This is a genomic window from Candidatus Aquicultor sp. (assembly GCA_036504445.1).
Classification (GTDB): Bacteria; Actinomycetota; Aquicultoria; order Aquicultorales; family Aquicultoraceae; genus DASXVE01.
This window is the reverse complement of record DASXVE010000003.1, coordinates 23,702-48,861: the sequence shown is the minus strand read 5'-3', so window position 1 is coordinate 48,861 and position 25,160 is coordinate 23,702. Positions and strand designations below refer to the sequence as shown.

Sequence of the window (25,160 nt, the reverse complement as noted above, 5' to 3'; positions counted from 1 at the left end):
GCTATAGGCGAAGACCAATCTCCTTTTCAGGGTCTTAAAGCCCCAGAACAATATCCAGCCTATAGCCTATCTACTCCAGGTTGTACTACTATATATTCCCTGGAGCGGTCAGCGACTACCTCTTTCATAGCATCTCCTTTAAGTAGCAACGATCTTGATAATTGTCTATGTATCCCTACATTCAACGACCTCTCTTAACGGATATAGTTGGTCCAGTTCACGTACAACACAACGCTAGCGTTTTCTAAGCAGAGAGCGGCTGTAGAATATTTACGGCTTTGCTCTCCAATCTTGGTTAATGGTTATAAATATCCAGACTCCGTCGCTAGTTGATAAATAGCACAATTGCTTTGTCATCGATGGTTCATGCTTTGTAGTTAGACTCGAAGCAACGCTTTACCTCTACTTTTAGGTACGATTAAACTTGGCTTGCTATTATATGCTTATAATACCTAATAATCGTACTTACAATTACCTAAATCAATCAATTCTGACGACGTCGGTTATTGGGTAGTCTTGGCGTCTATCTTGTTTCTGGCTCGACGAGCATATTCTCTAACAGTAGAAGGTGCTAGGGAAAGGATTGCGGCTATTTGCTTTGGGCCTAAGCCTTTTTGGTAGAGAGCCATCACGCCCTGTTCACGTTCTGATAGCTTTGTTTCTTCTACAAAGGACTTAGCTGGCGGGGTCTGCTTCTTTTGAGCGCTAAAGAAAATCGCTATTGCCTGAGCTTGTGATGTGACACCGAAGTGTCGATAAATCAAAGATAAATGCCGCCGAACAGTATTAATTGAAATATGTAGTTCTAAGGCAATACCATCTGCTCTTTTTCCTAGGATCAACAGCTCCATGATTTCCTGCTGTCTCTTTGTTAGCTGAAAGTTCATCGATGGCATCACTGCTCCTATACGATATGAATCCTGACCCATGTGTTTTGGGCTTTATAATTAGGCTTTTCAAAAGCCGATAATCGGTTTTTAGAACTACTTGCCTCAAGAAGCGCTCGTTAGCTAACATTTAAATTATATACTACTAATTAGTAATATCATTAATTATAAGTGTACGATTAATAATGAAAATAGCGCGTGTCCAAAAAGGAAGAATCCGTGTCCAAAAAGGTTGCTAGAATTATAAAGCGTCAAAGAGTTGCGGAGCGAGTTTGCCAAACAACATGTCTTAGAGTAGTTAGCCGGTAAACCACCAGGCATGACCTCGAATCCTCTCCCCATCTATTATTTAGACAGCAGCAAGGGCTCGTAAAAACATTTTACGAGCCCTTGCTGAATTCAGAGTTCTAAGATTCTGCCCTAGCTGCCTCACTCTAACCCTATTCCCCAGGCTCCATCTCCCCTTGCAGCTCCTCGATAAACGCGCTCAGCGCAACTGCGCCACGGTTGCCGCTGCGGTCGCGGACTGCTACCTCGTTGTTCTCGATTTCTTTATCGCCGACAACGAGCATATACGGCACTTTCATCATCTGAGCATCCCTGATCTTCTTGTTGACCGATTCGGTGCGCAAATCGGCGCGCGCACGGGCTCCGAGGCTCTTAAGCTTTGCGGTAACGCTCGCCGCATAGTCGTTGTGGCGGTCGGCAATCGGCAGCACTACAACCTGCTCGGGAGCAATCCATACCGGGAACGCACCGGCGTATTGCTCGATGAGCACGCCGATAAAACGCTCGAGCGAACCGAAGATCGCGCGGTGAATCATGATGGTGCGATGCTCCTGGTTATCCGCCCCAACATAGGTTACGTCGAAGCGCTCGGTCAGGTTAAAATCGACCTGGATGGTGGTGCACTGCCAGCTTCTACCCAGCGCGTCGCGTACTTTTACGTCGATTTTCGGGCCGTAGAAAACGCCTTCGCCCGGATCTACCTCGTATTTCAAGCCCGCCTTTTCAAGCGCCGAGCGGAGCGCGTTTGTTGCAATATCCCAGTTCTCCTGCTCGCCGACAAATTTCTCCGGCTGCGTTGAAAGGTACACGTCGTACTTATCAAATCCGAATTTCTTGAAAACAAAATCCATAAGATCGATAACCTTTAAAATTTCGCTTTCAATCTGCTCGGGTGTGCAGAAGATATGCGCATCGTCCTGGGTAAAGCCGCGGACGCGAAGCAGGCCGTGCAAAGCACCCGATTTCTCGAACCGGTAGACCGTGCCGAGCTCGGCCCAGCGAAGCGGCAGGTCGCGATAGCTCCTGGTATGCGTCTTATATACGCGAATGTGGCCGGGGCAATTCATCGGCTTTACGATGTAGTCCGTGCCCTCGACTTCCATCGGCGAGAACATGCTGTCGCGGTAGAAATCCCAGTGACCGCTGGTGCGCCATAGGTCGACTTTGGCAATATGTGGCGTCATGAGCAGCTCGTAGTCGCGCTTGAGATGCTCGTCCTTCCAAAAGTCTTCGATTACTTTACGAAGAATCGCACCTTTGGGATGCCAGAGCGGCAGGCCGGCGCCGAATTCCTCGTCGATACTGAAAAGATCGAGTTCGCGGCCGAGCTTGCGGTGGTCGCGCCGCTCCGCTTCCACTAAACGATCGATATGCTCGTTGAGGTCTTTGTCATTTGCAAACGCGGTTCCGTAAATGCGCTGCAGCATCGGCCGGTTCTCATCGCCCCGCCAGTACGCGCCCGCAACGCTCAAGAGTTTGAACGCTTTGATCTTTCCGGTGCCGGGAACGTGCGGCCCGCGGCAGAGATCGACGAACTCGCCGTCGCGGTAGACGGTAATCGTCTCGTCCTCGAGCTCATTGATAAGCTCGATCTTGTACGGTTGATCTTTAAATATCTCGCGCGCTTCGTCTTTGCTGACGGCTTCTCTTACGAATGGCAGGTTTTCACCGATGATCTTTTTCATTTCGGCTTCGATTTTCGGCAGGTCTTCAACCGAAATGCGCTCGCTCAGGTCGAGGTCGTAATAGAAACCGCCCTCTATCGACGGGCCGATACCGAGCTTTACATCTTTATGGAGGCGCATGACCGCCTGCGCCATAACGTGCGCAGTACTATGCCGGATTATATCCGCAGCGGTCTCACCGGTCTCGGTGACAATCGCAACGATATCGCCGTCATTAAGCTTGGTATCGAGGTCAACCAGCACATCGTTGACCACCGCCGCAATCGCCGCTTTTTGCAGGCGAGGCCCGATTGCCCCCGCCAAGTCGTACGCAGAGCCGCCGCTATCAAGCTCGATCTTTGCCCCGTCCGGTAAAACAACGCTAATCTTGTCCATTAATAACCCTCCAGTACACATACGTAAAAAAATAAAAAAAGCCCCGTCTTTAAGGGACGAAGGCTTCCGTGGTTCCACCCTATTTGCAGTCTGCGACTGCCTCTCTTTCCCTTGTAACGGTGGGCTTCCGGGCGGCTTAGCGTAACTTTTCCCATAATAGTTACGGCTCACCGCCTGCTCAGGGGTGGTGTACCTACCATCGCTCAAGCGGGTTTTCAGCCTCGACCCGCCTCTCTGCTTAAGCTACCGCTAGTTTCTTCCCCATCTTAGCAGCTCATATCACTTTACCGAAATTCTATCGTAAGACACATTTGATGTAAACATAACGCCGTTAAGCAATCATGAATAAATATTTGCTTAATCAGCACAAAGCGCGACAATAGTAAGCAGAATTCATGTAACAAGCAAGATACAAATAGCTGACAAATGGCTAAATTCAAATAATCGATAACTTAGGCGGTGGACTAAATAGTGCCAAAATCAATTGTATCGATTGCTCGCTGCAACGAATACGACCTATCCAAAGTAAGCAAATCCCTCACGGAGGTATTAGAGCCGATCGGTGGTATAAACGCCTTTGTAAAGCCCGGCAATACGGTGCTTATAAAAATCAACTTGCTTCGCGGTTGTGAACCCGATAAAGCGGTGACGACACATCCGACCGTCATCGAAGCCGTTATACGGGCCGTTCAGGAAGCCGGAGGCACGCCGGTTGCAGGTGACAGCCCCGGTGGGCCGAACATGCAGCGGCAAATCGATAAATTGGTGCAGGTAACGGGCGTTAAAGAAGTGTGCGATCGCACCGGCGCGGAATTCGTGCTCTTCGACCGCGACACCACTACAATCAAAAGCCCTGAGGCCAAGCTTTTTACCAGCTTTACAACCGGGCACATTGTGAGCGAAGCCGACGTCATCATTACGCTGCCCAAGCTTAAGACCCACGGGCTCATGAAGTTTACCGGCGCGGTAAAGGTGCTCTTCGGCGTCATCCCAGGGCTGGAAAAGGCTCAATTCCACCTCAAAGTGCCCGACAGAATGGATTTTGCCGATATGCTGCTCGACATCTATCTCGCGGTTAAACCTGCTCTTTCCATTATGGACGGCGTTATTGCGATGGAAGGCGACGGCCCGTCGGGCGGCGATCCGAAACACATCGGCGCGCTCTTCGCCTCCACCGATTCAATCGCCCTCGATTGCGTTGCGTCGAGCGTTATCGGTTTTAATCCTCTTGATGTGTATACGAACAAAGCGGCGGTCGTGCGCGGTTTGATTGCAAACATCGACGATATCGAGATTACCGGGGCGCCGCTTGCCGAAATCATCGACCCTGATTTCAAGCACCCCAAAGGCGAGCTTGCGGACGAAAAGGCGCCGGGTTGGCTGGTGGGTTCGCTGAAAAGCCTGGCTACATCTATGCCGTACCTAGCCATCCCCGATATTTGTTCGGGCTGCGGTACGTGCAAACAGAGTTGCCCGGCCGGCGCGATAACCTACGTCGATAAAAAGCCTACGTTTGATTATGATAAGTGCATTCGCTGTTATTGCTGCGAAGAATTATGCCCGGAAGTCGCCATTAAAAGGAAGAATCATTGGCTGGTGCGGCCGTTTGTTGGAAAATAGTAGGTATATGACTGTATTTCTTTCGCTTATGCCGCCTGTCTGGCCTTTCTATCGACCATCATATCGAGCTGCTCGGCGGCGGATTTCAATATCCCCATCTGGGTATCCGCTTCGATTTTGGGCGCATTACTTCCGACTTTTCTCGGTCTGGGGATAATACCGAGCCGCCCTACGTTCGGCCATTTTGCCTTCGCTTCGTTTAAAAGTTGACTGAAACGGTCGATGTAGCTGTTTACTGTTCTCGAATTATGCTCATTGTGAAGATCTTGGTTGAGCTTTCGGACTTCATCGATTAATTGCTGCGCTTCCATGACTATATCCTCGCCTCGCTATCCGCCATCCAATATAATCCGAAGCAAATATTTCCGCAGCCCGGGCATCTTAAACGCTGGGAAAGAAAATGGTAAATTCGCTGCCTTTTTCGGCGCGATTTACGGCAGTAATTGTCCCCGCATGTTCTTCAACAAGCAGTTTGCTAATAGCCAAGCCGAGCCCTGATCCGGGCAGTTCGCGATCGGTTTTCCCGCTGCCGGTATAGAACCGTTCAAAGATGCTCGGAAGCTCATCTTCCGGTATACCGGAGCCTTCATCGAGAACGGTCACGTAATAACCGTCGGTATTCCAAACAGAATTTACGGTTATAGTCCCACCTGACGGCGAAAATTTTATCGCGTTGGCTAGTACGTTCATATAAATCTGCGCCAACCGGTTGCGATCTGTTCTAAGCTTCCGGTTTTCGCCTACCCTAACTAACTCGAGCTTGAGCTGCTTTTCAGTGGCTTGCGGCTCTAGTATCTCAACGACTTCGGAGAGCACAGCGGCCGGGTCTTCTTCTTTCCATTCGAATTGCACCCGTCCGCTCTGCAATCTTGCAAGTGTTAATAAATCGTCTACGATTTTTGAGAGGCGTCCGGCCTCACTGTAAACCCTGGCCAGGTAAGCCGTTTGTTGCTCGGGATGAATCGTACCGTCCAACATACCCTGCACGAATCCACGGATTGATGTAAGTGGTGTACGCAGCTCATGCGAAACGTTTGCTAAGAAATCCTGCCGCGTTTGCTCAATCTTGTCCAGTTGCGTCGCCATATAATCGAGCGTCGATGCGAGTTCCCCGATCTCGTCGTTCCGGTTAGACGTCACGCGAACGCTAAAATCGCCCTGGCTGATCGTTTTTGCCGCTTCATTCATGTTAACAAGCGCAGCCGTGAAGTGCTTCGACATTATAAACGCAGGTATTATCGATATGAAAAACGCTAGCACTGTAGCAATCCATACAAGTCTGCTGATTTCTTCCACAGGCTCACGTATATCAATTAAATGGTTATATGCAATTATTTTAGCGCCCGATACCGATGAAGTCATGGTATCTATTTTCAGGGTTTGACTATCAGAATCCTTAACCTGCTTCTCTAGTATTTGATCGTCGCTTAATTGAGGAGCCAGTAACCTTAGCATAGACTCGCTAAGGCCGCCTCCGATCTGCGGTCTTGTATTGATAACGGTTTTACCATGGCTATCAATTATGATAAAGTGACTGCCCTCAAGGTCTTCGACCATTTGCAGTGCATGTGCATAAGCATTTAAAGGTATTCGGCCTGCTAAATAGTTTTTTGTAAGAGTCTCGGCAGCATGGAGTCCTTCGTTAAGCTCTTGGTCGGCTCTATTCTCATAGTAGCGGCCAAATAATGAAGAGAGGATAAAACTCAAGGCGAGCGCGGTAACGAGCGCAATAAAGAGCCCGGATACCAGGATTTTAGCGAATATGCTCCGCATTCTCGTCCCCTACCTCGAACTTGTAGCCGACACCCCATACCGTCGTAATTCGGCACGAATCGGATGCCGCCTCTAGTTTTTCTCTGAGCCGGTTTACGTGTACGTCAACCGTTCGTGTATTGCCTGGAAAATCGAATCCCCAGAGTTGCTGCAAGAGCAACTCACGCGTGAAGACACGTCCCGGATAGCTGGCAAGAAAATGCAGCAGTTCGATTTCACGAGGCGTAAGCTCCATTTTTTCACCGGCTACCAATACCGTATAGCTATCAAGATTTATGCTGAGATTAGGGAACTCAAGGCATTGTGGTTTATCGCCCGTGCGGCGAAGAACGGCTTTTACCCGGGCGACAACTTCAAGCGGATCGAAGGGCTTTACAATATAATCGTCGGTGCCCAACTCAAATCCTTTCAGCTTATCCTGAATCTCACCGTGCGCGGTTACGATAATAACCGGGATATGAGTGTTTTCCTTCACCCAACGGCATATTTCCCACCCGTCTACGCTCGGCAACATCAGGTCAAGGATGACCAACCCTACGTGCACATGATTATCTTTCAAATAATTGAGCGCATCGCCGCCATCGACAAATATCCTGGTAAGCCAACCCTGATCATCGAGGTAAAGTCTGACCAGTTCGGCGATGTTGCGATCGTCTTCGATTATCAGAACATTTTTCTGTTGTAAGGTCTGCATCTCCACTCTCTATCCGTGAACGTAACCCGTCTTTGTTAAAACACCATTGCCTCCTAGTTTGGCTATCAGACTCGCACCTGTCAACTCTTACGTTAAGCTTCCCTGCAGACCAGTAAAACGCTTTATTTTATGCGATTCTGGGTACAACCAGAAATGATGAATCGTATTAAACTTGCCTGTAGCTCAAATGTATACACCGGCATAGCTCTCACCGAAGCGATACGAAAGCTCGCCGCGATCGGTTACCAGGGTATCGAGATTGTGGCCGGTCATGAGCGTCTTCACCAGAGCGACGGCCATTCGGGCTGCACGCAGGCAGTTAAAGATGCTTTAATCTTTCACGATCTTGAAGTTTCAAATATAGCTATACAACACTGCCACCTGAACAGCGATGTGCATAACCTTATAAGGAGCGCGCACGTAAAGGCGCTACAACGTACGATCTGGCAGAACCGCCACTACCTCGAGCGGATAAAATACTATGTGAGCGTAGCACGAACGCTGAATTGCCCGTCGGTAACGATTACTCCCGGCGTCGCCGATCCAACCATCGATGCTAGACGACTGCTGATCGCCATGATTACCAAAATCGAGGAGCTTGGCGAGTATGCGCAAAACCTTGGCGTGTCGGTAGGCCTCATGTACGGCCCCGGTCTTTTCTTCCCCACGGCGGATGCTATGCGAGCGGTATTCTCGCAGCACCGCAACATCAACATCGCGTTTCATGTGGGCCGATCAAGCAGCTCGTGTGAAACGCCATGCAGCATTATGGATACGTATCGTAATTATATCAAGCATATTACTGTTGCAGACACAGGATACGGTGGGCGTGATTATCTTATTCCGGGTGCCGGAACCATTGAGTGGATCTCGTTTTTTAAAACACTGCACAGGGTTCAATACGGGGGATTTGTAACCGTAGACCTATCATCGTACAAAGACATGCCCGATTACGCCATCAAACGATCATACTATTATTTGACCAACATCATGCACGGCGTCGAACGCGCTCACCAACCGCAGACTCGCTCCGCGTAAAGCGTTCTTGATTCCAAAAGCCAACGGCTTTACGGTCATAAATACTGCGGTTCTCAGCCCTATTCTGCTCGAGCGGCGATCTCCCCGCGGTAAAATCGAGCATATAGACTTTTCCTTCGGCGTCGATCGCCCTGCGAAAGCCGGCTTTGCCTGATCCCGGATGCTTTTTGTCGATACTAAAGTTAGAGTATAGCGTCTTCATTCTTCGTCCTTTCTTACTAATATTGCCCGTTGCCCGGCAATATTGCGCTTGCTAGCTACCCATATAGGCACTATATTCCCGTTTTAACGTACAAACAAACGTGTAATAGGATTTTTCATAATAAGAAATTCTTTAATTATTCCGGTAAATAAAAGAATGCGCCGCTTGCACGGCGCATTTATATACGAAGTTATTCGCTTATTTTCATGCTTTCAAGCTTAACAACTGCGATAGTTTAATACCATCCGTGCCCAAGCCAAAATGATTTTGCCTTCGACGGCGTCCCGTAACGGCGCTGTATATATTCGCACCCTGCTTTTGTTTCACTCGCAGCATCGCCGAGCTTCATCCAACGGGGCGGATTAATCAATTGGAATAAGCCCTTACATCCGTTCGCACTTACCGCGCCCGGCCTGATAGACTCGTGGCAGCAAATCCAAACCAATGCATCTAGTTGCGCTTCGTCCGACCAATAGGTTACTCCCACCTGCCTGACGGTCGGTTCGGCGGGAAACGTCCGCACTGCTCCTCTTGATACCCGCACGCGACTGCGTGTTTTACGTTTTCTTGCTTTGGCTTTTACCTTCTTTTTGCTTGATACAAGCTGTGGTTGAGCGGGCTTACTAATGCTGGAAGCCTTGCGCGCTTCCGCATTCCTGCTCATGAGCGCGTCGACTCTTGATTGCTCGATCTTGAGTTGGTCGATCTTTCTGGAGACCTCTAATTTTAGCGAAGCATTTTTTTTCTGTAGCTTCGCGACCGTCGCACTCTTTTGCGTATTCACTGTATAGAGCGCGATCGACAGTGTCATTAAAACTATTACGAACCCGATGATTGTTATCTTATTCCTACCGTTAATAACACACACCTACCTTTCGCTGTTGCGCCGGTTTATGGTACAAATAACCAGCTTCGGTCACTTTTGCCGGCTTACCTTTGCCGGTTTTTGCGAGTCTACGCTCAACCGTGCCTATGTAGTACTACTGACATTGGGCTTGTGACATAAAAATGCCCGCCCCGTGTTAGCAGAACACGCAATGGCTTCATTGTGCGCGACCACGCAAAATGCGCAGTCTCTGCATGAATAGATTACTTAATGCTGGTTTGATGCTGCTTTTAGGCTGGTTTTATAGTGCGGTAACATAGTTCATTGGTCTAATTGGTATCGATATGGGATTTTTAACTCTATGTTTTTAGCTTTTCAGCTTTTTGGCTTCCATATAATTCAAAAGGCCAGCGTTTAACTGGTCTTTCTTGGTGGGCGCTAGAGGATTTGAACCTCTGACCCCTTCCGCGTCAAGGAAGTGCTCTCCCCCTGAGCTAAGCGCCCTAAACGTTTTTCACTTCATGGATTATACAGAAAAACGCCATTTTTTGCAATTTTGCTGCCTTACATGCTTGAATCGACAGCTTACGCTTTAGGCCCCAAGACGCGAACCGTATAGATACTACCCCAGGCTATTCCTCGTTAAACACGCGCTCTATTTGACATCAAAGAGAATAGCACAAACAGAATTAAGGCAAATAGCGACATTGCGCTGCCGTAATAAAACGTCGCCGCCGGGTTTACGTATTGCCATAGCAACCCTGCTACAAAACTTGCAGGAAGCAATGCGATCCCCAGAACAAGATTGAGCAATCCGTATGCTGTGCCTCGCAAATTCGCCGGCGCTAGATCGGCAGCATACGCCTTAAAAATGCTCTCTGTAAACCCCGCGTACAACCCGTATGCTGCAAACAACAGCCAAACCGCCGTTGTCGTCTTTGCTAACGCGAATCCTAAATAGACAGCTGAAAACGTTGCAAACCCGACAGCTATTACCCGTTTGCGCCCGATTTTATCGGATATAATTCCCGCTGGTGTCGCTATAGATGCGCTAACCAGGTTAAATATGAGATAAACTAGCGGGATAAGCGCTACGCTTATACCCACATTCTGCGCTCGAAGCACTAAGAACGCATCGCTTGAGTTGCCAAGCGTAAACACCAGTGCGATCAGTAAAAATATCTTAAAGCTGCGATTGAACGGTGCCAAGCTAAATCGCTCCAGAACAATCTTCTTGCTAACATCGCTTCGACGAGGCTCGGTAACGTACTTTACGAGCACAAATATACTGATAATCGCCGGGATTATAGCGATAGCAAAGTATGTGCGGAAATTCTGATTAAGGGCAGGAAACAAGAATAATGCCATTAAGGGCCCTATGGCGGCGCCTACCGTATCCATTGTCCGGTGAAAGCCGAACGATCTGCCATAGGCGTCCGGGCTGCTTGAGTCGGCAATGAGGGCGTCTCGCGGGGCTGTTCGAATACCCTTCCCGAGTCGATCCGTGAATCTCGCGAATAACGCCTGCCACCAGACGAATGATACCGCGAGAAGGGGCTTTCCTACCGCTCCTAACGCATAACCGATTACGGCCGGCAATTTTCGCTGGTTAAACCTATCGGAAAGCCTACCCGATACGAGCTTCATTAAGCTAGCGGTTGATTCCGCTATGCCTTCTATGAGCCCGACAAAAGCTACCGGTGTACCCAGGACAGTCGTCAAGAATATTGGTATCAAAGGATAGATCATCTCAGAGCTAATATCATTAAACAGGCTGGTTAAGCCTAAGAAGAAGACGTTCTTAGATACCCCTAAAACGCGCTTTTCTTGCTGTTCGTCTCTGCTTGCTGCATCTTTCTGCGACATAGTCCTCAACAACTCCTGGTAAATAAAAAAGGGCATGTAAACATGCCCAAACTCATATTGGAGGCGACGACCGGAGTCGAACCGGTGTACTTGGTTTTGCAGACCAATGCCTAAGCCACTCGGCCACGTCGCCACTTACAAATATGGGAGAGAACACTGCATAATTATAGCAGTTCCCTCCCACTTTTGGAGCGGATGACGAGACTCGAACTCGCGACCCCGACCTTGGCAAGGTCGTGCTCTACCAACTGAGCTACATCCGCATTGCAGAAACGATTTTATCATGTCTTTTTAAATTCTGCAAATACCTTATAGGTGGTCTTACTGCAAATGCCTCACATATTGCTCGAAAAGGGCAATAGCCGACTCTATGCTTTCGCTCGGCGATTTGTCGGCTGTTTCCTTTTCGACACAGTTGCGAATTACGCTGGCCAAAATAAGCTCTCCAACTCTCTGGAACGCTCCTTTTGCCGCAGCAAACTGGGTAAGAATGCTCTCGCAGTCTTCACCCATTTCGACCAAACGCTGTAGGCCTCTCAGCTGGCCTTCGAGCCGCTTCAGTCGAGTTATCACTCGTTTGGATTCTCCGTCGCGGTCATACATTGCAACCATTGGCTTTTTGATCTCCTCTTCTAGTTATTTCCTAGGGCCTGGTTAATGCCCTTAACCATAATCTCCTTAGTTACAGCTCCCTCTAAGCGACTGACAGTTTTTTCATCTTTACCGATGAACACTGTCGTCGGTAATCCCCCAACACCGTACTTGTCGGCCATCTGTGAACCTGCCGTATCATCAACGTCATACATAACAACCGGTATCTTATTATTATACTCTCTTTTAACCTGCTCGACCAGCGGTTTTGTTTCCTTACAGGTCGGTCACCATTGTGCCCCAAAGTACAGCACTTTCGGGCCGCTCACTTCGCTTGATGAAACGCTTGTGCCCTGATTTTGTTGTACGGCTCCGGGCTGCGTTTGAGGTTGAGTTTGTGCTTGATCTTGTGTCTGAGGTTGGCTTGTTTGTACCCGGTTGCTGCTCCGGCATCCTATCGAGAGTGATACGATTAGTACGATACAGGCAAAAATTCCTAGTATTTTAAGCGAAACTCTTGGTTCCGGCATACTGTACTCCTTTCACGTGCAGCAATAGATCATTCAAATCTTTGCTGACTCTAGTATACCATGATAGACGATAACAACTATTTGACGTAAGTCAATACCACCCTAGGGCATATTCGTATCCCCGGAAGAAAGATTAGGCCCCCTTAAACAGAGGGCCTAATTCCTGTTCCTTATTCAGGCTTCCAGCCTGTATTATTTATCCTCAACCAAAGCTGCCGGTACCACATCCGGTGTTGCCGCAACTGTTGCTTTTCGAGCCTGCAAATCCCAAGAAGTCCCGGTATGCGCGCTTTATTTTGCTGCTACCACAGCTAGGGCAAATTTTATCTTCATCACGCAACATTCGTGTGAGGAAGAACTCGAAGTCTTTGCCACAGCTCTCACATATAAACTGGTATGTTGGCATATCTCCTCCATTGTCTTACATAAACACAGTAAAATTCGTTCGCTTATAATCCAAAGCGTTTTATAATTTCTTCTTTTGGAACTGCGCCAACAATTTTACCCGCAACATCCCCGTCTTTGAAAAAAAGTAGCGTCGGTATGCTCATAACACCGAGCTTACCAGCCCACTCTTGATTATCATCGACATTTACCTTAATAACCTTTAGCTTGCCATCATACTCATCCGCGATTTCCTCAAGCCTTGGTGCAACTAGTTTACAAGGGCCGCACCAGGGAGCCCAGAAATCGACGATGACGGGTTTATCGGCCTTCAATACCTCGGCATCGAACTCTGCATCGCTTATGTTGGTGATTTTTTCTGAAGCCATAATCAAACACTCACTCCTTTGAATACATTTATACCCCTAGGGGGTATTAATGTCAAGATTAGTGTTTGATTATGCCGCCATGCGTCCTACTTGGCCGATCCTCCGTCCGATAGACCAGTACCAATCGACTGCATATACAACCGGTCTCAATACTTCGACGTTAATGCTGTTGCCGTCCAAAACCGATTCTTCCACGTGGGTGGCAAGCACGCGCCCGATATAGAGGTCGTGGGTGCCGAGACGCAACACATGTTGCACCTTACATTCGATGCTGATTGCAGATTCGAGAATGATTGGGGCTTTTATTTCTTTTGCAGGTTGAGCCGTGAGCCGCGCTTCTTCAAATTTATCGGTTTCATGTCCCGATAGACGGCTAAGCTCGTCTATCTCTTTGACAAAACCCTCTTCCATAATATTAATCGCAAATTCAGCATTATCTTCTATGAGTTCGTGCGCGTAGCTCACGGCATCAATGCCGACACCGATATAGAGCGGATCGGGACACATAACGCCAAGCCATGAAGCACTAAAAATATCCGGGATATTTTCATTATTTGCAACGGTTACCAATGCTAATGGAAGCGGCAGCAACCCCTCAACACCTGTCACAAGCTTTTTGCCCATACAATCACTCCTCGTGCAAAATAGGAAAACAACTCTAACCACCGCCAGCTCTATTCAATCTATTCCCAAAAACACGTGATAGGATAACGGCAAAAGAAAAGGCCGGTTTTGAAGCCGGCCTTTCGAAATGTTTTTTAATTGTACGCCACGCTAAATGGCGCGTAAACAGCTTGTATATAAGCCCTCGTGGTCTTCTTTATTTCAGCTTATCTTTTACATATTGCGCAATTGCAGCAATCTGGTCGTCAGAGAGCTCGCCGCCTTTAAACTTCGGCATGCCGCTACCCTTTCCGTTGTCGGTTACATCCTTGACTTGCACGGTCGATAAATCGGTTGCCTTAATAGACGGGCCAACCAGACCGGTGCCGTCGTGGCCGTGGCACGGGCCGCAATTATCGATAAAGAGCTGCTGCGGATCTTTTACATCGCGTACGCTCGATTCCTGTGCTTTCTCTTGCTCCGAGATCGGGCTTTTTTCTCCTCCGGCTCCTGCTTTTTCTGCTGTTGTGTTCGACTCGCTCTTAACTCCTTCGTTCTGTGTGCCCTTCTCCGAGCCGCCTCCAGAGCAGCCAGCTACCACAAACGCCGTGAGAGCCAGAACGAGCATACATACAAGTATACTAATCCATCTCTTGTTACTATTCCTGCCTTGCGTCAAGCGACTCCCTCCCCGCCTAGCTCACGTTAGACCTTACGTTCTCTAAATTACCTTATTATGCCTAACTTTACCAGTATTTGATACAGAATTGACATGCTTGTGCAAAAAATGTCTTTCGTTGCCGTGGTAATAATTCCCTAAAATTATACGCGCGACGCCCCCTCGGAAATTATCGATATGAGTTTCTTCCGTGCGTCTTTAATTGTGAGCGGCAGCTCATCCACCTGGACATTATCCTTATGCTTTAATTCTTCGACAAGATGGGCGATGTACGGCAGGCGCAAATCGACCTCTTCCATGACCTGCGTGCTTGAGAATACTTCTTCCGGCGTGCCTTCAAGCGTTAGCCGACCTTCCTTAAGGACGAAAATGCGATCGACGAAAAGCGGCATAAGATCTACCATGTGAGTAGCGACGATTATCGTCACGCCATTTTCTTTATTGAGCCTCTCCAGCATTTGCAGAAGGCTTGCTTCGCTTTTTGGATCAAGACCCGCCGTGGGCTCGTCAAGCAACAACAACTCCGGCTCCATCGCCAGGATACCCGCGATACTTGCTTTTTTTTGCTGCCCGAAGCTCAGCCTGTGCACCGGTTTCTTAGCCAAATGAGCGATGCCGACAAGTTCAAGCGCCCGTTGGACCCGCTCTGCGACCGAACTCTCATCTAGTTTCAAATTGCGCGGGCCAAACGCAACATCTTCCGCGACGGTAGCTGCGAAGAGTTGATCGTTTGGGTTCTGAAATACCAGGCCGACCATTCGCGATATATCGCGGCGGCTCATGCTGGAGAGCGAGACGTCATCGATTTTAATAGCCCCCGGTTTCGCGGGATAAAGACCGACCAGCGCTTTTAAGAGGGTGGTTTTTCCGCCACCGTTGGAAGCGAGCAGCCCTACGAATTCACCCTTCTTTACGGACACCGTTATACTATCGAGCGCTTTGGTGCCGTCTTCAAATGTGTATGAGAGACCGTTGATTTCGAGATACGCCACATTACCCTCCGAATACTTGCGCTAGAAGCAGAATTACGATAATCCCTGCCATAATACACGCTGTGTATATGTCGCGGGCTACCAGTCTATCCGGCGCCTGTAGATGCAGTGAACCATCATAGCCTCGAAGCAACATAGCCTCATGTGTTGCTTGCGCCTGGTCGTATGCCCTAATGAATAACGAGCCGGTAAGAATTCCCCACGAGCGCAGGCTCGTAGCCAGACCGCTATAACCTAGCCGTAAGCGCTGCGAATCCATTATCGCCTGGACTTCCTCAACAAAAACAAAGATATAGCGATATGCAAACGCCATGACTTCAAGCCATCCGTCCGGCACTCTAAAGAAACGCAGTGCGCCAAGGATTGAATATACGGGCGTCGTCATGCTCAGGAACACCATTAATGCAACGCCTGCAATAACTCTTCCGGCAATAACACTGCCCTTGATGAGCCCCTCGTAGTAAAAGTCTATGTGATATCCGGCAAACCGCAGTTCAAACAATGCCGTCGAACCGGTGACAAGGCTCTGCAAAACAACAAGCATGCATGCTATAAGCAGGGGCGCGATAAAGCGGCCAAAAACGAGCTTCAGGGGAATCCGTATGGCGCAAAGCGCACAAATACTCGTTATTGCCACGGCAAGAGCGATCACGATGTTGCCATTAATAAGCACGAGAACCAGCATAATCAGCGTAAATACGAGCTTTATGCGAGCATCCGTGATGCTTGCCGGATTGGTTTCGTGGGCAAAATAGTCCGAAAAAAGCTCTATGCTACCCTTTGCCATCCGTATCCTTCTCCTGGTGGACAAGGTGTAATCGGGGCTTCTTGGCAGCGGACGGCTCCTCGGTCTTTATGTGAATCTTGGCGGCATCTTCATATGCCTGCCGGATATTGGCAACGTAAATCTCTCGTTGTTTCCTGCTAACCCTGCTATCAACAAACAGTGCCCGCCAAAAGTATCCCAGAACAAAACCGCTGATAACACCGGCAACCAGAAATACAAACAGTAAGATGTCGCCTTGGCCGATATCGATAAGCGGCTTTGCCACGGGTTGCCCGTTCTGCGCGGCGATCTTTTCTATGACTGTTTTATCAACGCCCTCCCAGCTAGCAGCCCATGAGACGCCGGCGGTTGTATGCAAGGCCGTAATAGCAAGCATGCAGGCTAACCCGATGCTTCTTATAGCTGTACTAATCTGTTTGAAAAGCTGGATTTTCATGCTCACCACCCTTAACCACAATTTGGCTTTCAGTTATTATCCCGAGCGCTATAAAGATATCGGGTCTCCGCTTAAGAACAAAAGCAAACAAGCCTGCGGCGGCAAAGCCTTCGAGAATCCCGATTGGAAGCTGCGTAGGAATAAACGCGATAAATATCGCTTTAAATAAGGCAAGAAATGATTGCCGGTTGCTAAGTCCGAGTGCTAATTCTAATGATGTTGTTGTATATGTCGCCCAATCGGATACAACGCCTGTCAAAAAGGCCGCTACCGTAAGCGGTAGTTTCAGTTTAACAGATACCTTATATGTAATATAACCCGATATCGCCCCTACTACTCCCATTGAAACAACGTCCGCGCCCCACGTTGATATGCCGCCGTGTGCTAAAAACAGCGCCTGTATGAGCAGCGCAATCGAGGCGGATACAATTGTTGGAAACGGCCCGATCAACATTGCGGCAAGCCCCGTACCTGCGGGATGAGAACATGTGCCCGCGACCGGCACGGGTATTGGCAAGGCTGAGATAATAAAGACGGCGGCCGACACCATACCGACAAACGGCATAAACGCCGGTATATTGCGGCTGTTCTTGCGCATCGCGATGGTGCCCTTTATAACAAACGGTATCGCGACTACATACCAGAAAAGTGCCCATGGCAGCGGCAATATCCCTTCCGAAATATGCATAGCGTAAGCGGGGGTTGCCGTTAGCAAAGTCACAAGCGGAGCCAAAATAATGACCAATACAAATTTGCTGATAGTAATATTGGTGCGTGCGCGATGCATATGGATTCCCTCTTCACTACGGAGCCGGCATGCGTCAGTATATCATACTAACTGAGGCATCGTAAGCCTTGCCGCGCCTGATTTAGACCTGGCCAAACACCCGCTCTGCGGCATATTATCAGCATCGTTTAGCCGTGTAAGAGCGGAATGCTGCGTATCAGCAATGAAGCGCCTGCCGCAATAATGATGACGGCCCCTGCCTTGAGCAACATGCCTTGTGCTCGCATACCGATCAGCCTGGTAGCTACTCCGAATCCGGCAAGCCCAGGGATTGTGCCAATTCCAAACGCTATCATCACCACCGCCCCGATAACAGGGGAACCTGTTGCCAGCGCGCAGCTCAACCAGTGCAAGCATTCCACAGGGTAATAAACCCATAGATACCTCACTGAACAGCGTTTATTAATAAAGGCTTCGCTTACTTTCCAGTCATACCTAATATATCCATGTTCGGGATTTTGAAACCGTTTACAATAGCGACCCTCTGCGGTATTAAAAAATGACCGTAAACTGTACAAATTACGAATCGTAACAGGCAACGGCTTTTGAAGCAGTCTATGGTTTACACGGCACTCTCAGCGTAAGATTGTGTCTAATCGATGTATTACTATATAAACAATAGGTAAATTGATATATTACTGCTAAAGCCAAGGGCAAGCTGAGTCACCGGCGTAAATGCTATGGTTAAACAGATCTATCGGTATATATGCTATGGGTAAACTGATACATTACTACAAAACCTACACATGGGCGCTTGAAGCCGGTTTCTCTGAAGCCGACGCCAAGGCAATTGCGCTTGCCGATTGGCAGGTAGATATCCTTAAGCCGGATGAGCGTTACCAGCGCGGCCGGCATCTCAACACGAACTGGCTTGCTTTACTGGGCGGATTGCCTACCCAACTCTGGTACGCAAGCTACTACCTCGGCCAAGCAATACGGTCTTCAAACCTGGAAGACCTGGGCACGAGCCTCCACAGCGTGCAAGATTGGATAGGCCACGGGGCCTGGCCGGTATACGGCTACCATTGGATAGGCCCGTGGAATGTTAAAATATTCGGACGCACCGTTAGGCTGCGTCGATATAACCCCGATGAGGACCTTTCCAGCGGGCGACTTGAGCGACTCGAGACTATTACAAAGGAGTATATGCGGCAATATCGACTGGCGATAGGCATATAAGCCGCTAACAAAAGATGAGATTAAAAAATGGCGATACAGTAGTCTTTTTTGGCGATAGCATTACCAAGGCTAATTTTGGCAGCAACTACATAGCGGCGCTAATGCAACTCTTTCGAGAAAACGGCATTATGGACGCGCTGAAGTTTGTGAACGCGGGCCGGGATGGCGATATGGTCGGCGATTTAATCAGCCGGGTAGACCGCGATGTTGTTATGCGCAAACCGGATTGGGTGGTTGTGCTGGTCGGTATCAACGATGTCTATTACGAATCGATATTCATGGCCGATCCGGCATTGAGCGCAGGTTCCGGGCAGCAATCCGCTACGCGGCATCTAATAGATCACTTCAGCGGCAATTACAGCACACTCATCGACTCAATGCGCTCTGCTACCGATAACATAGCGGTCTGCACTACAACGGGGCTGGAGGGTGATGTCGGGTTTGAACTGACGGAGCGTTTAGCGATTATAAACGACCGCATCAGAACGCTCGCCTACCAAAAACACTGTAATCTAATCGATGTCGCACCAGCGTTTCGGGAGCGAACCGCCGAACTGCGAGCGGCAGGTCATCAAGAAGAATATATGCTAACGATCGACGGCGTTCATCTCGGCTCGCAAGGCGCTGATGTAGTAGCACACTGCCTCTTTGAATTCTTCACGCAAGAATAATGGCACAAAAAAGCACCCGGCGTTTTTCTAACCGGCTAACCGCATTCTGATATCTTTTTCCAACTCAGGTCGTGTTACCAATAACACGGTGTCGCCCGACTCGACAACTGTGTTTCCGCGCGGCACCATTATGTCCGTGCCGCGCAAAATGGCAACTGCAACAACATTCTCAGGTAAACTTATATCCATTAGCGTTCTCTTAACCGCTGGTGATGCCTCCGGCACGGTAACCTCAACGAGTGACAGCTCGCCGACCTTAAGCTTCAACAAGGTTATGACTTCTCCTAGTGTTACTTCCTCGGAAATGAGCTGGAGTATTATCTGGGGGCTGCTAACCGCAATATCGACGCCCCACCGCTTTGTAAACAACCACTGGTTTCTCGGATCATTCACCCTGCCGATCACGCGCGGCACTTCATACACTTGTTTTGCCAACTGTGCGATAACAAGATTATCCTCGTCATCACCGGTAACCGACGCCACCAAGTCGGCGCGTTGAATCCCGGCTTCTTCGAGCGTTCTCGGGTCGGTCGCATCACCCTTATAGAGTGATATATTAGGCTTCCCTTGAAGTTGCGATAAATGCTCATCGTTAAGATCAATGGAACCGATTTGATGCGCCTCGCTTAAATGAAGCGCGAGATAGCGGCCAACTTTTCCGGCTCCGGCTATTAAGATATACATTATCTGCCCCCCTTACGCGACGGCGCTAATAAACTCTTCCAGGCGGTCTGTCGCAGCGCGTGAGACTACTATGCGAGCTACATCGCCCGATTCGAATACGGTGCCGAGCGTCGGAATGAACGGTCTTCCGTGCCTGGTAATAACAGCCACCTGCAGCTCCCCCGGTATCGTTATGCTGTCGACTGTCTTCCCGAACAAACCTACCGGTATTGCAACACGGACAAGCTCGACTTCCCCGTTTCCAAAACTCAGCTGGGTATCGAGCGCACGGTGGAATATGAGGTCTTCGATCTTACTGACAGCCCACGCCGTCGTTGAAACCGTCGACACGCCCAGCCGCTCGTAGATATTGGCGCGAATCGGATCGTATATCCTGGTCACAACTCGAGGTACGAAATATATCTCGCGCGCGATGCGAGCGGAGATAATATTTAAGTTGTCATCGCCCGTCACCGAAACAAATGCATCGGCTTCGGTGGTTTTTGCTGCAAGCAGTGTCTCCTGATCGAGCGCGTGACCGGTGATTCGCTCACCCGTAAACGTTTTTACCAGCCGCTTAAACGCCTCAGGATCTTCATCGATAACAGCGATGTCATGACGGTCGAGCCATAGTGAGTTCGCAAGCTCGGACCCTAAACGCCCACATCCTACAATTATTATGCGCAAGGCTATCACCCCTACCTCTTATATACCAATTCTGTACTCGCTTTATGCGGCCTCACCTTTGCGTACAGCTATAATTTCAGCCTTCGTCTTGGGCTCCCGCTCATAGTATGTCCGCTCGGAAGGCGGGATATTCCTGCGCACATACGCTTTGCGTGCTTCGTCGGCAAGAAATATGATGACACCAAAAACAAGCGCCAATGACCACTCGACAACACCGACAGACGTCGTTCCGAAAATATCCTGTAAAAACGGAATGTATATGATCGCCGCTACGATTAGCAATTCAAAGATAATTCCGTATGCAACCCACATGTTCGAAAATATGCCGATTGTAAATACGGATGCCCGGTTGGTACGCGAAGCAAACACCGTTCCGACCTGTGTCCCGACAATACCTAGAAATGTCATGGTTGTAGCTGCCAGGTATAAGCCGTGCAGCGGGCTTGACGACCTGGTTATATCCGGGGTTCCCAGGTGCCAACCGCCCGAATACAAGATAAAGAAGAAACCGGCCATAACGAGAACCGATTCAATGATTCCCATAAAACCATATGCTCTGAACAGGAGTGACCTATCGATTATGCCTTCGCCCCGTTTGCGAGGTGGGCGTTCCATAATCCCCGGTTCCGCCGGCTCGACACCGAGCGCAAGTGCCGGTAACGTCTCGGTTCCGAGGTCGATTGCAAGAATCTGCAGTACCGTAATTGCAAGAGGGATCGAGCCGCCCGAAAGAACAAAAACGATAAACGGTACCGCTTCCGGGGTGAGGTGCGCAAAAATATACGTCACGAACTTCTTAATATTATCGAATACGCTTCGCCCTTCCTCGATTGCAGCGACGATGCTCGCAAAATTATCATCGGTGAGAATCATCTCGGATGCTTCTTTTGCTACGTCGGTTCCCGTAATGCCCATAGCAACCCCGATATCGGCCCTCTTTAAAGCTGGTGCGTCATTAACGCCGTCACCCGTTACCGCAACAATCTCACTTTTGTCTTTGAATGCGGAGACAATTTTAAGCTTGTGCTCGGGAGCAACACGCGCGAAAATCACCTCACCCGTGTAGAGGATAGTTTCAAGGTCGGCATCGGACAGCGTATCAAGCTCGGTGCCTGTCATAATTCGCGGGCTCTCACTCGTAATGATCCCGATTTTCCGTGCAATCGATTCCGCGGTAAGCCCGTAATCACCCGTGATCATGATAATTCGGATACCGGCCCGCTGGGCGACTGCGACCGCATGCTCTACTTCAGGGCGTGGCGGGTCTTGCATGGCCATTAAACCCAGAAACACCAGGTCTTTCTCAACGGTTTGCGCAGTAAATCCTATATTGGAGCTGACTTCTCGGTACGCGACGGCAAGCACGCGTAAGCCCTGCCGCGCAAAATCATCGTTAGCCTTAATTATCTGATCGCGGATTTCGTCGGCAAGCGGGACGACTTGGCCGTTAAGCCATATGCGGGTGCTCAGGTCCAGCGTTTCTTTAGGCGCTCCCTTTACACAAGCGATATCGACGCTGTTTTCTTCATGTATGCTCGACATGCGCTTACGGGCCGATTCAAACGGGATGAGGTACACCCGTGGAAACTTCTTGAGTTCGGCGTCGAGATCAAGTCCCGCCTTGCGAGCGGCAACTATAAGAGCGGCTTCCGTCGGGTCACCGACGATCGCCCAGTTACGCCTCCCATCGCCGGGCGGGAGAAGCCTCGAAGTGTTGCAGAATGCGGCCGAGCGCCAGAATTGCTCATATCTTTGAAGCTCCTCTTTGGGTAATTTGCGCTCTTCATAGTAATAATCACCCACAGGTTCATAACCGACACCGGAAACATCCAGGACTTTTTCATCAACCCAGACTTCGCGAACGGTCATTTCGTTTTGCGTAAGGGTACCGGTTTTATCGGTACAAATAACGGTGGTCGAGCCAAGCGTCTCCACGCTCGACAGCTTCTTTATTAGCGCGTGCCGCCGCACCATTCGCTGTACACCGATTGCCAACGCCAGCGATAGGGTGGGCAGAAGCCCTTCGGGGACATTAGCCGTGATAATGCCGATGGCAAATAGCAGGCTATTGGTAATGCCGAGGGGCGTTAAGAATATCGATACAGCAAAGAGTACAACGCCGATGCCGATGGCGAGAAGCGCGACGACCTGCGCCGCCCTGGCGACTTCTTTTTCAAGCGGGCTGAGTTCATCGCTGATGGTCTGAGTAAGCTGGGCGATTTTTCCGAATTCGGTATTCTGCCCTGTCGCGTAGACGACTGCCCGTCCGTTGCCGCTCGCAACACTTGTGCCGGCAAAAACCAGGTTCGGCGCTTCGGTAATATGCAGGTTTTCGCGTAAAACAGCATCTTTCGTGCGGCGAGACGGCGCCGATTCACCGGTAAACGCCGCGTTGATGGTTCTCATTTCAAACGCATCAACGAGACGCCCATCGGCAGGGATATTATCACCCTCATCCAGCACCAGTAAATCTCCCGGTACAACATCCTCCGCCAGTACTTGTTTTATCTCCCCATCCCGCGATACCTTGGCGTAACTCGGCAATAATTGCCTCAGCGCTTCAGTTGCCTTTTCAGCCTTAAACTCCTGAAAGAAGCTAAATATCGCATTTACGATGATGACGAAGAATATGGCATACGCGAGCTGCGGCAGACCGCCGATGAGTGCCAGAATGCCGCCAACCCAGAGAAGTATCGCCAGGAGATTGTAAAGGTTCGCCAGAAATTTATAAATGAGCGGTCTTCGCTTGGGCTCCGGAAGCTTGTTCTGCCCATAAGCCTCTAACCGTACCTGCGCTTCCTCATCGTTTAAACCCTTAGGCGATGTCTTGAGCTCTCGATACGCATCCTCTGCGGTCATTTGATACGGTTGCATAGAACCATCCTTAGATGCCCGTATATGCTTGTTTGCATCTATTTACCCAGACCCGAGAATGGTAAAAGCGAAGTTTAACAAATGAACGGTCGGAACACACCTATTGGGCGGATTGGAGGTAGCTGATGATTCCTTTGCTAAGCCCATCAGCGATTAGGTCCTGATACGAATCGCTGTTGAGCAAAAGATCTTCTTGCGGATTTGAAAGAAACCCGGCTTCAACGAGCACTGACGGCACTTGCGCCCAGTTAAAACCCGTTAAATCGTTGCGTGGAACAATGCCTGAAGCGGTGGCCTTCGTAACCGATAACAAAGTTTGCTCGATCATCTTAGCGGCCTCTAAGCTTTGTGAATAGATCGGTGCGGTCCACTTATTCTTTGCCGGATATAGAGTGGATATGCCGTGCTTCGACCTATCCGTGCTGCTGTCTTGATGGACGCGGACGAAAAGATCGGCATGCGCGTTATTTGCGACTTGAGCGCGCTGAACGTTGCCGATCGTAACGTTGTTAGATTCTCTCGTCATAATCACTTTGATGCCCTGTGCTCGCAGTTTGCGCTCGAGCTTCTCTGCAATTTCAAGCGCTACCACGTATTCGGGGGTTCGAGTGCGAACACCCTGAGCGCCCCCCGGATTCTTCACTTTGAGCTCCGACGAACCGGGCCCGATAGGTTCTTTGCTTAAATCAACGCGCTGCTGATGACCAGGGTCGATGACTACAACCTTCCCGGCCGGTACATTCTGAGCAAGATTTGACGGCGGCTGTATTGGTGGGTTTGGAAGGGGTCTCAGATCCTCATCTTTTGCCATCGTTGCCGCGGTTGTACTTTCTTCGGATTGATACGATTTGCCCGCGCTTACTTTGATTACAACAGTTTTGCCCGGTTCTATGGTTGCGTTTGGCAGCGGTTTTTGGGCGACTACCTGATTTTTTGAATATACCTTGCTGGCCACCCATTCATCGATTTTCAGATTTAAGCCGGCGGCTGCGGCATCATGCTTCACCTGTTCGAGATTGCGGCCGACGAAAGCAGGTACGGTGACACGATCACCGCTCGTCACGGTATCGCGATCGCGCATAAGCGCGTACGTACCCGCGAAGACAACGCCGAATAGTATCAACATCGCTGTACTGAAAAGAGCAACTCTCAACGCCCGATTGGTTTTCAGATCAAACCCCTGCATTACGTATGCCTTCCATACATATACTACATAATGTATCGGCACTTTTACGTGCTTTTCTACACTTTATTGTGCGCTCTTGCCGCTAATTCCGCAATTATGAAAAATAATACAATTTTAGCGATTTTGCCGTGCCCAGGCACGTTGACACTAAAACGCGACATGATATAATTACTTTTGCGCAATTGATAGGCGAACGCTCCTATTAGTGCGCTGTCTCGTCCGAGTGGCGGAATTGGTAGACGCGCTAGGTTGAGGGCCTAGTGGTAGCAATACCGTGCTGGTTCAAGTCCAGTCTCGGACACAAAAAGCAGGGATGAAAGTCCCTGCTTTTTTTATTACTGGAGCAGGCATAGTGCCTGTGAGACACATCGCTTATGGCAGCCATTCAAGGAGTGGTTCCAGCATTCTTATAGTAGATTGCGCGGTAACCGCCGTGAGTGTAAGAAAGCCCAGCGTTGCCGATCCGTA

Annotated in this window: 26 protein-coding genes, 4 tRNA genes and 1 pseudogene; 5 read left to right on the top strand and 26 right to left on the bottom strand. The window is 49.4% G+C overall.

Going from position 1 to position 25,160, the window contains the following annotated elements:
• Positions 1–503: 503 nt before the first annotated feature.
• The gene (locus tag VGK02_00320) at positions 504–896 is read right to left on the bottom strand and encodes a LuxR C-terminal-related transcriptional regulator (protein HEY3373495.1); all 393 of its coding nucleotides are present in this window, start codon (positions 894–896) and stop codon (positions 504–506) included.
• A gap of 431 nt (positions 897–1,327) precedes the next feature.
• Positions 1,328–3,235, bottom strand: coding sequence for a threonine--tRNA ligase (gene thrS, locus VGK02_00315; GenBank protein HEY3373494.1), 1,908 nt, complete (start codon positions 3,233–3,235; stop codon positions 1,328–1,330).
• Between the two features lie 471 nt (positions 3,236–3,706).
• On the opposite strand from thrS, the gene VGK02_00310 reads away from it, so the two are divergent.
• Positions 3,707–4,855, top strand: a complete 1,149-nt coding sequence (locus VGK02_00310) for a DUF362 domain-containing protein (GenBank protein ID HEY3373493.1) — start codon at positions 3,707–3,709, stop codon at positions 4,853–4,855.
• 26 nt (positions 4,856–4,881) lie between these two features.
• Here VGK02_00310 and VGK02_00305 read toward each other — a convergent pair whose 3' ends face one another.
• From VGK02_00305 to VGK02_00295, 3 genes are all read right to left on the bottom strand, one after another.
• Positions 4,882–5,166, bottom strand: a complete 285-nt coding sequence (locus tag VGK02_00305) for a hypothetical protein (GenBank protein ID HEY3373492.1) — start codon at positions 5,164–5,166, stop codon at positions 4,882–4,884.
• A 70-nt stretch (positions 5,167–5,236) separates the two neighbouring features.
• Positions 5,237–6,628, bottom strand: a complete 1,392-nt coding sequence (locus VGK02_00300; GenBank protein ID HEY3373491.1) for a HAMP domain-containing sensor histidine kinase — start codon at positions 6,626–6,628, stop codon at positions 5,237–5,239.
• Positions 6,609–7,322: a response regulator transcription factor gene (locus VGK02_00295; GenBank protein ID HEY3373490.1), complete on the bottom strand. Its 714-nt coding sequence runs from the start codon at positions 7,320–7,322 to the stop codon at positions 6,609–6,611. The genes VGK02_00300 and VGK02_00295 overlap by 20 nt, the downstream gene beginning before the upstream one ends.
• A gap of 153 nt (positions 7,323–7,475) precedes the next feature.
• Here VGK02_00295 and VGK02_00290 point away from each other — a divergent pair, with 153 nt between their 5' ends.
• Positions 7,476–8,360 carry a sugar phosphate isomerase/epimerase gene (locus VGK02_00290; GenBank protein ID HEY3373489.1) on the top strand — a complete coding sequence of 295 codons (885 nt, stop codon included), beginning with the start codon at positions 7,476–7,478 and terminating at the stop codon, positions 8,358–8,360.
• Here the strand turns inward: VGK02_00290 and VGK02_00285 are convergent.
• From VGK02_00285 to VGK02_00205, 17 genes and pseudogenes are all read right to left on the bottom strand, one after another.
• Complete coding sequence (locus VGK02_00285; GenBank protein ID HEY3373488.1) at positions 8,311–8,562, bottom strand: hypothetical protein; 252 nt, start codon at positions 8,560–8,562, stop codon at positions 8,311–8,313. The genes VGK02_00290 and VGK02_00285 overlap by 50 nt on opposite strands.
• Positions 8,563–8,797: 235 nt before the next feature.
• Positions 8,798–9,430, bottom strand: a complete 633-nt coding sequence (locus VGK02_00280) for a hypothetical protein (GenBank protein HEY3373487.1) — start codon at positions 9,428–9,430, stop codon at positions 8,798–8,800.
• Positions 9,431–9,817: 387 nt separating this feature from the next.
• Positions 9,818–9,892: transfer RNA gene (locus VGK02_00275), tRNA-Val, on the bottom strand.
• A 138-nt stretch (positions 9,893–10,030) separates the two neighbouring features.
• Entirely contained in the window at positions 10,031–11,254 is a 1,224-nt protein-coding gene (locus VGK02_00270; GenBank protein ID HEY3373486.1) for an MFS transporter, read from the bottom strand.
• A 58-nt stretch (positions 11,255–11,312) separates the two neighbouring features.
• Positions 11,313–11,387 (bottom strand) — tRNA-Cys (locus VGK02_00265).
• Between the two features lie 54 nt (positions 11,388–11,441).
• Positions 11,442–11,517, bottom strand: a tRNA-Gly gene (locus VGK02_00260).
• Between the two features lie 58 nt (positions 11,518–11,575).
• The gene (locus VGK02_00255; protein ID HEY3373485.1) at positions 11,576–11,866 is read right to left on the bottom strand and encodes a metal-sensitive transcriptional regulator; all 291 of its coding nucleotides are present in this window, start codon (positions 11,864–11,866) and stop codon (positions 11,576–11,578) included.
• Between the two features lie 20 nt (positions 11,867–11,886).
• Positions 11,887–12,117, bottom strand: a pseudogene (locus VGK02_00250) (thioredoxin domain-containing protein).
• A 15-nt stretch (positions 12,118–12,132) separates the two neighbouring features.
• Positions 12,133–12,375, bottom strand: coding sequence for a hypothetical protein (locus VGK02_00245; protein HEY3373484.1), 243 nt, complete (start codon positions 12,373–12,375; stop codon positions 12,133–12,135).
• A 449-nt stretch (positions 12,376–12,824) separates the two neighbouring features.
• Positions 12,825–13,148, bottom strand: a complete 324-nt coding sequence (trxA, locus tag VGK02_00240; protein HEY3373483.1) for a thioredoxin — start codon at positions 13,146–13,148, stop codon at positions 12,825–12,827.
• A gap of 69 nt (positions 13,149–13,217) precedes the next feature.
• Positions 13,218–13,772 carry a flavin reductase family protein gene (locus VGK02_00235; protein ID HEY3373482.1) on the bottom strand — a complete coding sequence of 185 codons (555 nt, stop codon included), beginning with the start codon at positions 13,770–13,772 and terminating at the stop codon, positions 13,218–13,220.
• 196 nt (positions 13,773–13,968) lie between these two features.
• Positions 13,969–14,430, bottom strand: a complete 462-nt coding sequence (locus tag VGK02_00230; GenBank protein HEY3373481.1) for a cytochrome c — start codon at positions 14,428–14,430, stop codon at positions 13,969–13,971.
• 143 nt (positions 14,431–14,573) lie between these two features.
• A complete protein-coding gene (locus tag VGK02_00225) occupies positions 14,574–15,422 on the bottom strand; it encodes an ATP-binding cassette domain-containing protein (protein ID HEY3373480.1) in 849 nt (282 codons plus the stop codon).
• A 1-nt stretch (position 15,423) separates the two neighbouring features.
• On the bottom strand, positions 15,424–16,209 hold the full coding sequence (gene cbiQ, locus VGK02_00220) for a cobalt ECF transporter T component CbiQ (protein HEY3373479.1): 786 nt from the start codon (positions 16,207–16,209) through the stop codon (positions 15,424–15,426).
• Positions 16,196–16,645, bottom strand: coding sequence for a hypothetical protein (locus VGK02_00215; GenBank protein ID HEY3373478.1), 450 nt, complete (start codon positions 16,643–16,645; stop codon positions 16,196–16,198). The genes cbiQ and VGK02_00215 overlap by 14 nt, the downstream gene beginning before the upstream one ends.
• Positions 16,617–17,432, bottom strand: coding sequence for an energy-coupling factor ABC transporter permease (locus VGK02_00210; GenBank protein ID HEY3373477.1), 816 nt, complete (start codon positions 17,430–17,432; stop codon positions 16,617–16,619). The genes VGK02_00215 and VGK02_00210 overlap by 29 nt, the downstream gene beginning before the upstream one ends.
• Before the next feature lie 128 nt (positions 17,433–17,560).
• Positions 17,561–17,794 (bottom strand): sulfite exporter TauE/SafE family protein, encoded by a 234-nt coding sequence (locus tag VGK02_00205; GenBank protein ID HEY3373476.1) that lies wholly within the window; start codon positions 17,792–17,794, stop codon positions 17,561–17,563.
• Between the two features lie 349 nt (positions 17,795–18,143).
• On the opposite strand from VGK02_00205, the gene VGK02_00200 reads away from it, so the two are divergent.
• Together VGK02_00200 and VGK02_00195 are read left to right on the top strand one after the other, a co-directional pair.
• A complete protein-coding gene (locus VGK02_00200; protein ID HEY3373475.1) occupies positions 18,144–18,611 on the top strand; it encodes a hypothetical protein in 468 nt (155 codons plus the stop codon).
• A gap of 14 nt (positions 18,612–18,625) precedes the next feature.
• Complete coding sequence (locus VGK02_00195; GenBank protein HEY3373474.1) at positions 18,626–19,282, top strand: GDSL-type esterase/lipase family protein; 657 nt, start codon at positions 18,626–18,628, stop codon at positions 19,280–19,282.
• A gap of 27 nt (positions 19,283–19,309) precedes the next feature.
• On the opposite strand, the gene VGK02_00190 is transcribed toward VGK02_00195, so the two are convergent.
• The 4 genes from VGK02_00190 to VGK02_00175 form a co-directional block, all read right to left on the bottom strand.
• Positions 19,310–19,966, bottom strand: coding sequence for an NAD-binding protein (locus tag VGK02_00190; protein HEY3373473.1), 657 nt, complete (start codon positions 19,964–19,966; stop codon positions 19,310–19,312).
• A 12-nt stretch (positions 19,967–19,978) separates the two neighbouring features.
• On the bottom strand, positions 19,979–20,641 hold the full coding sequence (locus tag VGK02_00185; GenBank protein HEY3373472.1) for a TrkA family potassium uptake protein: 663 nt from the start codon (positions 20,639–20,641) through the stop codon (positions 19,979–19,981).
• Positions 20,642–20,674: 33 nt separating this feature from the next.
• A complete protein-coding gene (locus VGK02_00180; protein HEY3373471.1) occupies positions 20,675–23,506 on the bottom strand; it encodes a cation-transporting P-type ATPase in 2,832 nt (943 codons plus the stop codon).
• A 100-nt stretch (positions 23,507–23,606) separates the two neighbouring features.
• Positions 23,607–24,692 (bottom strand): N-acetylmuramoyl-L-alanine amidase, encoded by a 1,086-nt coding sequence (locus VGK02_00175; GenBank protein HEY3373470.1) that lies wholly within the window; start codon positions 24,690–24,692, stop codon positions 23,607–23,609.
• A gap of 217 nt (positions 24,693–24,909) precedes the next feature.
• Here VGK02_00175 and VGK02_00170 point away from each other — a divergent pair.
• A tRNA-Leu gene (locus VGK02_00170) sits at positions 24,910–24,993 on the top strand.
• Positions 24,994–25,160: the final 167 nt, after the last annotated feature.

What these genes read in the sequence shown, in the direction of transcription:
- VGK02_00320 (HEY3373495.1), bottom strand. Translation starts at nt 896, where the DNA reads ATGCCATCGATGAACTTTCAGCTAACAAAGAGACAGCAGGAAATCATG.
- thrS (HEY3373494.1), bottom strand. Translation starts at nt 3,235, where the DNA reads ATGGACAAGATTAGCGTTGTTTTACCGGACGGGGCAAAGATCGAGCTT.
- VGK02_00305 (HEY3373492.1), bottom strand. Translation starts at nt 5,166, where the DNA reads ATGGAAGCGCAGCAATTAATCGATGAAGTCCGAAAGCTCAACCAAGAT.
- VGK02_00300 (HEY3373491.1), bottom strand. Translation starts at nt 6,628, where the DNA reads ATGCGGAGCATATTCGCTAAAATCCTGGTATCCGGGCTCTTTATTGCG.
- VGK02_00295 (HEY3373490.1), bottom strand. Translation starts at nt 7,322, where the DNA reads ATGCAGACCTTACAACAGAAAAATGTTCTGATAATCGAAGACGATCGC.
- VGK02_00290 (HEY3373489.1), top strand. Translation starts at nt 7,476, where the DNA reads ATGATGAATCGTATTAAACTTGCCTGTAGCTCAAATGTATACACCGGC.
- VGK02_00285 (HEY3373488.1), bottom strand. Translation starts at nt 8,562, where the DNA reads ATGAAGACGCTATACTCTAACTTTAGTATCGACAAAAAGCATCCGGGA.
- VGK02_00270 (HEY3373486.1), bottom strand. Translation starts at nt 11,254, where the DNA reads ATGTCGCAGAAAGATGCAGCAAGCAGAGACGAACAGCAAGAAAAGCGC.
- VGK02_00255 (HEY3373485.1), bottom strand. Translation starts at nt 11,866, where the DNA reads ATGGTTGCAATGTATGACCGCGACGGAGAATCCAAACGAGTGATAACT.
- VGK02_00245 (HEY3373484.1), bottom strand. Translation starts at nt 12,375, where the DNA reads ATGCCGGAACCAAGAGTTTCGCTTAAAATACTAGGAATTTTTGCCTGT.
- trxA (HEY3373483.1), bottom strand. Translation starts at nt 13,148, where the DNA reads ATGGCTTCAGAAAAAATCACCAACATAAGCGATGCAGAGTTCGATGCC.
- VGK02_00235 (HEY3373482.1), bottom strand. Translation starts at nt 13,772, where the DNA reads ATGGGCAAAAAGCTTGTGACAGGTGTTGAGGGGTTGCTGCCGCTTCCA.
- cbiQ (HEY3373479.1), bottom strand. Translation starts at nt 16,209, where the DNA reads ATGGCAAAGGGTAGCATAGAGCTTTTTTCGGACTATTTTGCCCACGAA.
- VGK02_00215 (HEY3373478.1), bottom strand. Translation starts at nt 16,645, where the DNA reads ATGAAAATCCAGCTTTTCAAACAGATTAGTACAGCTATAAGAAGCATC.
- VGK02_00210 (HEY3373477.1), bottom strand. Translation starts at nt 17,432, where the DNA reads ATGCATCGCGCACGCACCAATATTACTATCAGCAAATTTGTATTGGTC.
- VGK02_00200 (HEY3373475.1), top strand. Translation starts at nt 18,144, where the DNA reads ATGGGTAAACTGATACATTACTACAAAACCTACACATGGGCGCTTGAA.
- VGK02_00195 (HEY3373474.1), top strand. Translation starts at nt 18,626, where the DNA reads ATGAGATTAAAAAATGGCGATACAGTAGTCTTTTTTGGCGATAGCATT.
- VGK02_00190 (HEY3373473.1), bottom strand. Translation starts at nt 19,966, where the DNA reads ATGTATATCTTAATAGCCGGAGCCGGAAAAGTTGGCCGCTATCTCGCG.
- VGK02_00180 (HEY3373471.1), bottom strand. Translation starts at nt 23,506, where the DNA reads ATGCAACCGTATCAAATGACCGCAGAGGATGCGTATCGAGAGCTCAAG.
- VGK02_00175 (HEY3373470.1), bottom strand. Translation starts at nt 24,692, where the DNA reads ATGCAGGGGTTTGATCTGAAAACCAATCGGGCGTTGAGAGTTGCTCTT.